At 60.2% G+C, this 9844-nt stretch carries 6 protein-coding genes; 2 read left to right on the forward strand and 4 right to left on the reverse strand.

Going from position 1 to position 9844, the window contains the following annotated elements; translation table 11 throughout:
• Positions 1-295: Fic family protein (locus VL003_RS12080; protein ID WP_349255615.1), on the forward strand; the 295-nt coding region annotated here is incomplete at its 5' end.
• A 193-nt stretch (positions 296-488) separates the two neighbouring features.
• On the forward strand, positions 489-1811 hold the full coding sequence (locus VL003_RS12085; RefSeq protein ID WP_325442817.1) for a DUF2075 domain-containing protein: 1323 nt from the start codon (positions 489-491) through the stop codon (positions 1809-1811).
• A 234-nt stretch (positions 1812-2045) separates the two neighbouring features.
• On the opposite strand, the gene guaA is transcribed toward VL003_RS12085, so the two are convergent.
• The 4 genes from guaA to VL003_RS12105 all read right to left on the reverse strand — a co-directional run.
• Complete coding sequence (gene guaA, locus VL003_RS12090; RefSeq protein WP_325442819.1) at positions 2046-3632, reverse strand: glutamine-hydrolyzing GMP synthase; 1587 nt, start codon at positions 3630-3632, stop codon at positions 2046-2048.
• Between the two features lie 66 nt (positions 3633-3698).
• Positions 3699-5159: an IMP dehydrogenase gene (gene guaB, locus VL003_RS12095; protein ID WP_325442821.1), complete on the reverse strand. Its 1461-nt coding sequence runs from the start codon at positions 5157-5159 to the stop codon at positions 3699-3701.
• 115 nt (positions 5160-5274) lie between these two features.
• On the reverse strand, positions 5275-9327 hold the full coding sequence (gene purL / locus VL003_RS12100; RefSeq protein ID WP_325442823.1) for a phosphoribosylformylglycinamidine synthase: 4053 nt from the start codon (positions 9325-9327) through the stop codon (positions 5275-5277).
• A 155-nt stretch (positions 9328-9482) separates the two neighbouring features.
• On the reverse strand, positions 9483-9844 hold a 362-nt coding region (locus VL003_RS12105; protein WP_325442825.1), incomplete at its 5' end, for a GreA/GreB family elongation factor.

Here is a 9844-nt window from a genome sequence, read left to right on the forward strand (position 1 = left end):
CACCCCCCAAGTCACCCCCCAAGTCACCCCCCAAGTCAGGGATTTACTGGCTGCGATCCAAGGCCAGCAAACTCGAACGGAATTAATGGATGCCCTTGGGTTAAACGATCGCAAGCATTTTCGAGCTGCTTACCTGCAACCCGCGCTCGACGCGGGGCTGATTGAGATGACCATACCGGACAAACCTAACAGTCGCTTGCAAAAATACCAAGTTACCGAACAGGGTCAGGCCCTTTCTCAAGGCCAAAAAATACTGTTTAACAATATGGCCTCACTCCCACCCGATCATCAATAGCCAAAAAAACTCCTTTCATCTGCGTCGCATCTGGAATAGCTCCCCGATTGATGCTGCAGCGTGGGAAGCTGGGCGTTATCGCCCGACGCCAACCATCGTAGAGGCTGCCCAAGCGCTGTATCAGGGACATGCGGTCGAAGAAATTTCTCGCTCTGAGGCTGGAGCCGAAAACCTTACAAATACCGCCGATTATGTGGCTAATGCGATCGAGGCGGCTAAGCGGAACAAACGCAAAATTATCTGCTTCATCACTGGCGTCCCAGGTTCGGGGAAGACGCTGGCAGGCCTCAATCTCGCCACAGCACGCCAGCGCTCCCATAGCGACGAGCATGCCGTTTTCCTTTCGGGCAATGGCCCCTTGGTGGATGTTTTACGCGAGGCGCTGGCCTTGGATGCCGTAGCAAGGGCACGTCAAACCGGCACCAGCACCTCCAAGGTGCAAGAAGACCGCCGTGCAGCAGCCTTCATCCAAAACATCCACCACTTCCGCGACGACGCACTCATCTCTCAAGATGCCCCAGTGGAAAAGGTCGCCGTGTTTGACGAGGCCCAGCGCGCTTGGGATGCCGAACAGACATCAAAATTCATGCAGCAGAAGAAGGGCCAGCTTGGCTTTTCCATGTCGGAGCCGGAGTTCTTGCTTTCGGTGATGGATCGACACCAGGACTGGTGCGCGATTATCTGTCTGGTGGGCAATGGCCAAGAAATCAACACCGGTGAGGCCGGTATTGAGGAATGGCTATGCGCGCTGGAGCGGAGTTTCCCGCATTGGCAAGCGCACATTCCCAACAATCTAGTTCATTCATGCCGGCTCACTGAAGACGTTACCGCACCCGCGCTGCATTTGGCTACTTCGCTACGGTCTTTCCGCGCCGAGCGCTTATCTGATTTTGTTGGCCATGTGATCGCTGGAAATGCAGCGGCCGCACGAGAGGTCAAAGGCACGCTAACTAACTTTCCTCTCTACATCACACGGGACCTTGAGCAGGCGAGGCAGTGGCTTCGTTCCAAACGCCGTGGCGCTGAGCGGACAGGCTTGCTGGCCTCGTCGAATGCCACCCGCCTCAAGCCGCATGGTGTGTTTGTGAAAGCCAAGATAGAGCCGGCAAAATGGTTCTTGGCTCCGAACGACGATGTGCGATCGTCGGATGCGCTTGAAGATGCCGCCACAGAGTTCGACATTCAAGGCTTGGAGTTGGATTGGACCTGCCTGTGCTGGGACGCTAACTACCGGCGCGTGGGAGATCAATGGCAAGCCCTACAATTCAAGGGCGCGCGATGGCAAGCTGTGAATAACGAAGCACGCCGGGCTTATGTGGCCAATGCCTATCGCGTGCTGTTGACCCGCGGCCGACAGGGCATGGTGATTTTCGTGCCAGAAGGTTCTAACAAGGACGCGACGCGGACGCCCGCGGTTTACCAGGCCATCTATGCCTTCCTGAAAAATGGTGGGCTCGACGATTTGGAGAGCATAAATTCGGATCTCGAGCCGCGGTTCCGGCTCGCGGCAGGTTAACTACAGCTACCGCTAGAGGTTTCTCCGGAACCAGACATTCTGCAATATCCAGAGGTAACCGATGCACGGGAGCTCTCCCGATACCATACCAGCGTCATTCAGCCAGCCATGCTATCGGCGCTTTTTTCAATGGCATGCCCTCCGCACGCCATGAAAAATGCCATTGATGATGCGGGAGAAATAGTTATTGATTTTTACATTTTTATAATTAAATCAATAACTTATAAAACACACTCATTCCCACTCAATCGTAGCCGGCGGCTTGCTGGATACGTCGTAGGTGACGCGGTTGATGCCACGCACTTCGTTAATAATTCGCGACGAGACCTTCTTGAGCAGCGAGTACGGCAATTCGGCCCAATCGGCGGTCATGAAGTCGGAAGTTTGAACGGCGCGCAAGGCCACCACGTACTCGTAGGTGCGGCCGTCGCCCATGACGCCCACCGACTTTACGGGCAGGAACACGGCAAACGCCTGCGAGGTCAGGTCATACCAGTTTTTACCGGAAACCGGGTCTTCGGCGCGGTGCAGTTCTTCTATGAAGATGGCGTCGGCCCGGCGCAGCAGGTCGGCGTATTCGTGTTTAACCTCGCCCAGAATGCGAACGCCCAGGCCTGGCCCGGGGAACGGATGACGGTACACCATGGCGGGGGGCAGCCCCAGCGCCACGCCCAGCTTGCGCACTTCATCCTTGAACAGTTCACGCAGCGGCTCGAGCAACTTAAGATTCAGGGTGTCAGGCAGGCCGCCCACGTTGTGGTGCGATTTAATGGCGGCGGCCTTGCCGGTTTTGGCGCCGGCCGATTCGATGACGTCAGGGTAGATGGTGCCTTGAGCCAGCCAACGGGCATTTGGCAGCTTGCCGGCTTCGGCCTGGAAGACTTCGACAAACTCTTTACCGATAATTTTGCGCTTTTGCTCGGGGTCGGTGACGCCCGCAAGCTTGCCCATGAACTGCTCAGACGCGTCGATGTGAATGATCTTTACACCGAAATGGTCGCCGAAGGTGTTCATGACCTGCTCGGCTTCGTTCAGGCGCAGCAAACCGTGGTCAACAAACACGCAGGTAAGCTGGTCGCCGATGGCCTTGTGTATTAGCGCGGCGGCAACGGAAGAATCAACCCCGCCCGACAGGCCCAGTATCACTTCGTCGCTGCCCACTTGCGCGCGAATGGCGGCGACCGCCTCTTCGACATAATCGGGCATGTTCCAGTCGGCGGCGCAGTCGCAAATTTCGTTTACGAAACGCGACAGCAAGGCCTGGCCCTGCGTAGTGTGGGTAACTTCGGGGTGAAACTGCACGCCGTAGAAATTGCGGGTTTCGTCGGCCATGCCGGCAATGGGGCATGAATCGGTTGACGCCATCAGCTTGAAGCCGGGGGGCAGCTCGGTCACCTTGTCGCCGTGACTCATCCACACCTTGAGCATGCCGTAGCCTTCGGTGGTGGAAAAATCTTCGATGCCTTCAAGCAAACGGGTATGGCCGCGTGCGCGCACTTCGGCATAGCCGAACTCGCGTTTATCTGACCATTCGACCTTGCCGCCCAACTGCAGGGCCATGGCCTGCATGCCATAGCAAATGCCCAATACCGGAACACCGGCCTCGAACACGGCCTGCGGCACTTTCAGCGAACCGTCGCCGTAGGCTGATGCATGGCTGCCCGAAAGAATGATGCCCCGCAGATTTTGCTGGTTCTTGATGAAATCGTCATCGACATCGCCGGGGTGGATCTCGCAAAACACGCCGGCTTCCCGCACACGACGTGCGATCAACTGAGTTACTTGTGAACCGTAGTCGAGTATGAGGATTTTCTGATGCATGATGATTGGTTCATTTGAAGCGCCACCCGAAGGTGGCGCAGGTATTGAGCAAAGTGTGGAACGGAGTTAATCCGCGCGATAGTTGGGGGCTTCTTTGGAGATTTGCACGTCGTGAACGTGCGATTCGCGCACGCCGGCCGAGGTAATTTCAACGAACTCAGCGTTGCTGCGCATTTCTTGAATGGAAGCGCAGCCGCAATAGCCCATGGAAGCGCGAATGCCGCCTACCAACTGGTAGATAATGGCAATGACGCTACCCTTGTACGGCACGCGCCCTTCGATGCCCTCGGGCACGAGCTTATCGGCGTTATTGGCCGGGTCTTGAAAATAGCGGTCGGCCGAGCCGTCGCTCATGGCGCCTACACTGCCCATGCCTCGATACGATTTGTACGAGCGGCCCTGGTACAGCACGACTTCACCGGGGGCCTCTTCGGTGCCCGCGAACATGCCGCCCATCATGCAGGTAGAGGCGCCGGCGGCCAACGCTTTGGAAACGTCGCCTGAATAACGGATGCCACCGTCGGCAATAAGCGGGACGCCCGTGCCTTCGAGCTCTTTGGCTACGTCGGAAATGGCGGTAATCTGGGGTACGCCCACGCCGGCAACCACACGCGTGGTGCAGATGGAACCCGGGCCAATACCTACCTTGACTGCATCAGCGCCGGCCTCGAGCAGTGCACGCGCAGCCGCGGCAGTAGCAATATTGCCACCCACCACCTGAATGCGTGGATACTGCTGCTTGACCCAACGCACGCGTTCTATCACCCCTGCGGAATGGCCGTGCGCCGTGTCAACGACCAGTACGTCTACACCGGCGTTGACCAGTTTTTCAACGCGCTCTTCGGTGCCCTCGCCCACGCCCACGGCGGCGCCGACTCGCAACTGGCCCTGGCCGTCTTTAGAGGCGCTGGGATGTTCGGTGTTTTTAACGATGTCTTTGACGGTGGCCAGGCCGCGCAGCTCGAACTTGTCGTTGACAATAAGCACGCGCTCGAGGCGATGCTTGTGCATCAGGGCCTGAGCTTCATCAAGCGTGCCGCTTTCGTCCATGGTGACCAGACGCTCTTGCGGGGTCATGATGTCGCGCAGCGCAACGTCGAGGCGGTCTTCGAAACGCAGGTCGCGGTTGGTGACAATACCCACCAGCTTGCCGGCTTCGACCACAGGCAGGCCCGAAATGCCATGGCGACGCTGCAGCTCGATGGCGTCGCGCACCTTCATGGTGGGGGTGACGGTAACCGGGTCGATCACAATACCGAATTCATGCCGCTTTACACGCGCCACTTCGTGCGCCTGCTGGTCGGCCGACAGGTTTTTATGGATGATGCCGATACCGCCTTCTTGGGCCATGGCAATGGCCAGGCGCGATTCGGTGACGGTGTCCATCGCTGCCGAAACCAGCGGAATGTTCAGTGTGATATCGCGGGTGAACTGGGTTAGCAGTGAGGTGTCGCGAGGCAGAACCTCGGAATAGGCAGGAACCAACAACACATCGTCGAAGGTTAGCGCTTTTTTGATGAGCCGCATTCAATAACTCCGTGCACAAAGCAAGATTATACGCCTAGGCCGCCGCCGAAGAAACTCGGCGGCGCCAAATGCCTACGCAGGGGCTTGACACCCCCATTCAAAACGCAGCCCGGGGCTAACCCAACCAGACCCGGGCGTTGCGGAACATGCGCTGCCAGGGGCTGGCGTCGCCGCCGCTGTCTTTTGCGCCCCAGCGCTCAGGCGACCACGACATCATCACGTTGCGCGTAACCCGCTCGGGGTGCGGCATCATGACCGTGAAGCGACCGTCGGCGGTGGTGACCCCCGCCAGGCCGTTGGGGCTGCCGTTGGGGTTGTAGGGGTAGGTTTCAGTGCGGTTGCCCAGGTTATCGACATAATGCAAGGCCCCCGCCGCACGGGTTACATCACCCTGCATCTGGAAGTCGGCATAGCCTTCGCCATGCGCCACCGCAATGGGCACGCGCGCACCGGCCATGCCCTGCAGGAACAGCGAGGGCGAATCGGCCACTTCAACCATGGAAAGCCGGGCTTCGTATTTTTCGGAGAGGTTACGAGTGAAGCGCGGCCAATGCTCGGCGCCGGGAATCATGTCGGCCAGGGTGGCCATCATCTGGCAACCGTTGCACACACCCAGAGCGAAGGTGTCGGCACGCTGAAAATAAGCAGCAAACTGGTCGGACAATTGCGAATTGAAGCGTATGGTGCGCGCCCAGCCTTCGCCCGCACCCAGCACGTCGCCGTAGCTGAACCCGCCCACGGCCACCAGGCCCTGAACGTCTTCCAGGCGTATGCGGCCGGCCAGCAGATCGGTCATGTGAACGTCCCAGGCCTCGAAGCCTGCCTTGTCAAAGGCCCACGCCATTTCAATCTGGCTGTTGCAGCCCTGCTCGCGCAAAATAGCCACGCGCGGACGCTTGCCGGTCGCAATGTAAGCTGCGGCAATGTCTTCTTGCGGGTCAAACTCGACCACCGGGCTGAAGCCCGGGTCGTTGGTGTTTTGCCAGACATCGAACTCGGCCTGTGCGCAGGCGGGGTTGTCGCGCAGCGCCATGATGCGGCGGCTTACTTCGCTCCACTGCTGGGCCAGTTCAACCCGCGCACGGCTGTAAATGCATTTGCCATCGCGGTAAACCTGGATCTCGTCCTGCGTGTTAAGCCCGCCCACCACGTGCGAATGCACCGACAAGCCGGCCTCGCGCAGCGCCTGCATGACCGCGTCGCGCTGGGCCAGCGGCACCTGCAATACTGCGCCGGCCTCTTCGGCAAACAGAGCCTTAAGGCTGGCTTCGTCGCGCTGCACCGCCACCTGCTCGGGGCGAATTTTATAGTCGCCCCAATCGGCCGTGTGCGGGTCGATGGTGAGCATGTCGAGATTAATCGAAACACCCACGCGGCCGGCAAAAGCCATTTCGCATACCGTGGCCAGCAGGCCGCCGTCGGACCGGTCGTGGTAAGCCAGGATACGGCCTTGGTCGGCCTGGCTGCGCACCACGTCGAAGAAACCGGCCAGCATGGCGGCGTTGTCAATATCGGGCACGGTGTCGCCGGTCTGGTTAAACGTTTGAGCCAGCACCGACCCACCCAAGCGGTTGCGGCCCTGGCCCAGGTCAACCAAAATCAGCACGGTGTCGCCCGCATCGGTTCGAAGCTGAGGCGTCAGGGTTGCGCGCACGTCGCCTACCGGCGCAAAAGCGGTAACAATCAAAGAAACCGGCGAAACCACTTCACGGCTGCCCTCTTCCGACGCCCAGGTGGTGCGCATCGATAACGAATCCTTGCCCACGGGTATGGCCAGATCCAACGACTGACACCACTCGCTTACCGCCGACACCGTGTCGTAAAGCGCGGCATCTTGCCCTTCTACCCCGCAAGCGGCCATCCAGTTGGCCGAAAGCTTAACGTCTTTTAGCGAGCGGACATCGGCTGCGACCAGGTTGGTCAGTGCCTCGGCCACCGCCATGCGACCCGAGGCCGCAGCATCAATTACCGCCAGCGGCGTGCGTTCGCCCATGGCCATGGCTTCGCCGCGTGTGCTTTCAAAATCGGCCAGGGTGACAGCGCAGTCGGCCACCGGCACCTGCCATGGGCCTACCATCTGGTCGCGGCTGTTAAGGCCGCCGACGCTGCGGTCGCCAATGGTGATCAGAAAGGTTTTGTTGGCCACCGTGGGGTGACGCAACACCCGCTCAATGGCTTCTGCAAGCGGCACGTCGGTGATGTCGAGCGGCTGGTGCTGCAGCGCCAGGCGCTGCACGTCGCGTGTCATGCGCGGGGGCTTGCCCAGGATGACGTCGATGGGAACATCGACCGGACGTGGGGTTTGAACGGGCGGTTCGCCGGTGGCCTTGGCCACACCCGGCAAGCCTTCACCCAAGGTAACGCGCAGCTGACGCTCTTCGGTGGCCACGCCCACCACGGCATAGGGGCAACGCTCGCGGTCGGCAATGGCGGCAAAACGCGGCAGGTCTTGGGGCGAAATGGCCAGCACGTAACGCTCTTGCGCTTCGTTGCTCCAGATCTCGGCGGCCGACATACCCGATTCTTCAAGGTGCACCTGGGTCAGCTCGAATATGGCGCCCCGCCCCGCGTCGTTGACCAGCTCGGGGAAGGCATTGGACAGCCCGCCCGCCCCCACGTCGTGAATCGCAATAATGGGGTTGGCTTCGCCCTGTTGCCAGCAACGGTCGATCACTTCTTGCGCGCGGCGTTCGATCTCGGGGTTGCCGCGCTGAACGGAATCAAAGTCGAGCTCGGCGCTGTTGGCGCCCACGCTCATGCTGGATGCCGCCCCACCGCCCATGCCGATACGCATGCCCGGCCCGCCCAGCTGAACCAGCAAGGCTCCGGGGGGAATCGGGTCTTTATGGGTAAGGCGCTGGTCAATGGCGCCCAGGCCGCCCGCGATCATGATGGGCTTGTGGTAGCCCCAGCGGGTGTCGGCAGCGGTTTGCTCGTAGGTACGGAAGTAGCCCAGCAGATTGGGTCGGCCAAATTCATTGTTGAATGCCGCGCCGCCTATCGGCCCTTCGACCATGATGTCCAGCGGGCTGGCAATGCGGTCGGGCAAGCCGTGGGGGTCGATTTCCCAAGGTTCAAGCGCGTCGGCAAAGCGCAGGTTCGATACGGTAAAACCCGTAAGGCCCGCCTTGGGCTTGGAACCCCGGCCGGTGGCGCCTTCGTCGCGAATCTCGCCGCCCGCCCCCGTGGCCGCACCGGGAAACGGGGCGATGGCCGTAGGGTGGTTGTGGGTTTCCACCTTCATCAGGGTGTGCATGACGGCGTCGTGGCCGGCATATACCGCAGCGCCCGCGGGCTGGTCCCTGGACGACAGCCCGGCATGAAACACACGGGCTGCGCCGCCGGCCATAATGGCGGCATTGTCGGAATACGCCACAATGGTGCCTTCGGGCTGCGCAGCGTGTGTGGCGCGAATCATGCCGAACAGGGTGTTGGGCTGCTCAATGCCGTCGATAACCCAACTGGCATTGAATATTTTGTGGCGGCAGTGCTCGCTATTGGCCTGCGCAAACATCATCAGCTCGACGTCGGTGGGGTTACGGCCCAGCTGGCGGAAAGAAACGTCCAGGTATTCGACCTCGTCTTCAGACAAGGCCAGGCCCAGATCGCGGTTGGCTTGTTCCAGTGCCGAACGGCCCGCGCCCATGACGTCAATGGTTTGCATGGGCTTGCCGGGCAACGAAGCAAACAGCGCCGAGCCGTCGAAGTGCTGGTCCACCACGGTTTCGGTCATGCGGTCGTGCAAAATGGCGGCGATTTGCTCAAGCTGCTGGGCGCTGACATTGTTGCTGCCCAGCAAGCCGCGCGAAGGCTTGATGGTGTATCGCACACCGCGTTCGATGCGACGCACCTGAGACAGGCCGCAATTGTGGGCGATGTCGCCGGCCTTGCTGGCCCAGGGCGAAACCGTGCCCAGGCGCGGCACGACCCGCAGCGTCAGCGCGTTGCGGTCTTCTTTTTGCGGGGTAACCGGCGCGCCGTAATCCAGCAAGGCTGCCAGCCTTTCTTGCTCGGCGGCATCCAGCTCGCCCTCCACCCACACAAAATGCTCGTACTGCCCCTGAATATCGGCCACCGGCAGTTGCTGTTCGGCAAAACGTTTAAGCAGGCGCTCGCGGCGAAACGGCGATAAAACCAGGGAACCGGGAAAATGCTGGATGGAAGTCACGATATGAAGGGCAGATGGCTGGTATTAGTGGAATCCCTTATTTTAACGGGATAACCAGAAGTCGGCTTGCGGGCAGGCGGCGCACCGCAAGCCGCGGCGTATCGTTGTGAAGAGCGCGCAAGGGCGCCCTTTGAAGCAGCGGATTCCAGCAGGAACTACGTTGCCCCGTCGACGCCTGCCTTGGGGTAATGCACTTCGAGGACATCGAGCTCGTCGACCCCCGCAGGGGTGCGCAAGACCACGGTGTCGCCCTCGCGCGCCTTGGTCAGCGCCCGCGCCACCGGCGAAATCCAACTGATGCGGCCTTGCAGCGGTTCGGCCTCGTCGATGCCGACAATGGTGACGCGGAACTCTTCGCCTTTCTTGTCGGAATACACCACGGTGGCGCCAAAAAAGACCTGGTCCTTATTAGGCTGCTGTGAAGGGTCGACCACCTCGGCCTGCTCCAGGCGCTTGGTCAGAAAGCGAATACGCCGATCAATTTCGCGCAGACGCTTTTTACCGTAGTGATAATCGC

The organism is Pusillimonas sp., from assembly GCF_035515275.1.
In the GTDB taxonomy this organism is placed as follows: domain Bacteria; phylum Pseudomonadota; class Gammaproteobacteria; order Burkholderiales; family Burkholderiaceae_B; genus Pusillimonas.

Excerpts from the sequence above, each read along its gene's own strand:
- guaB (WP_325442821.1), bottom strand. The coding sequence starts at position 5,159 with ATGCGGCTCATCAAAAAAGCGCTAACCTTCGACGATGTGTTGTTGGTT.
- guaA (WP_325442819.1), bottom strand. The coding sequence starts at position 3,632 with ATGCATCAGAAAATCCTCATACTCGACTACGGTTCACAAGTAACTCAG.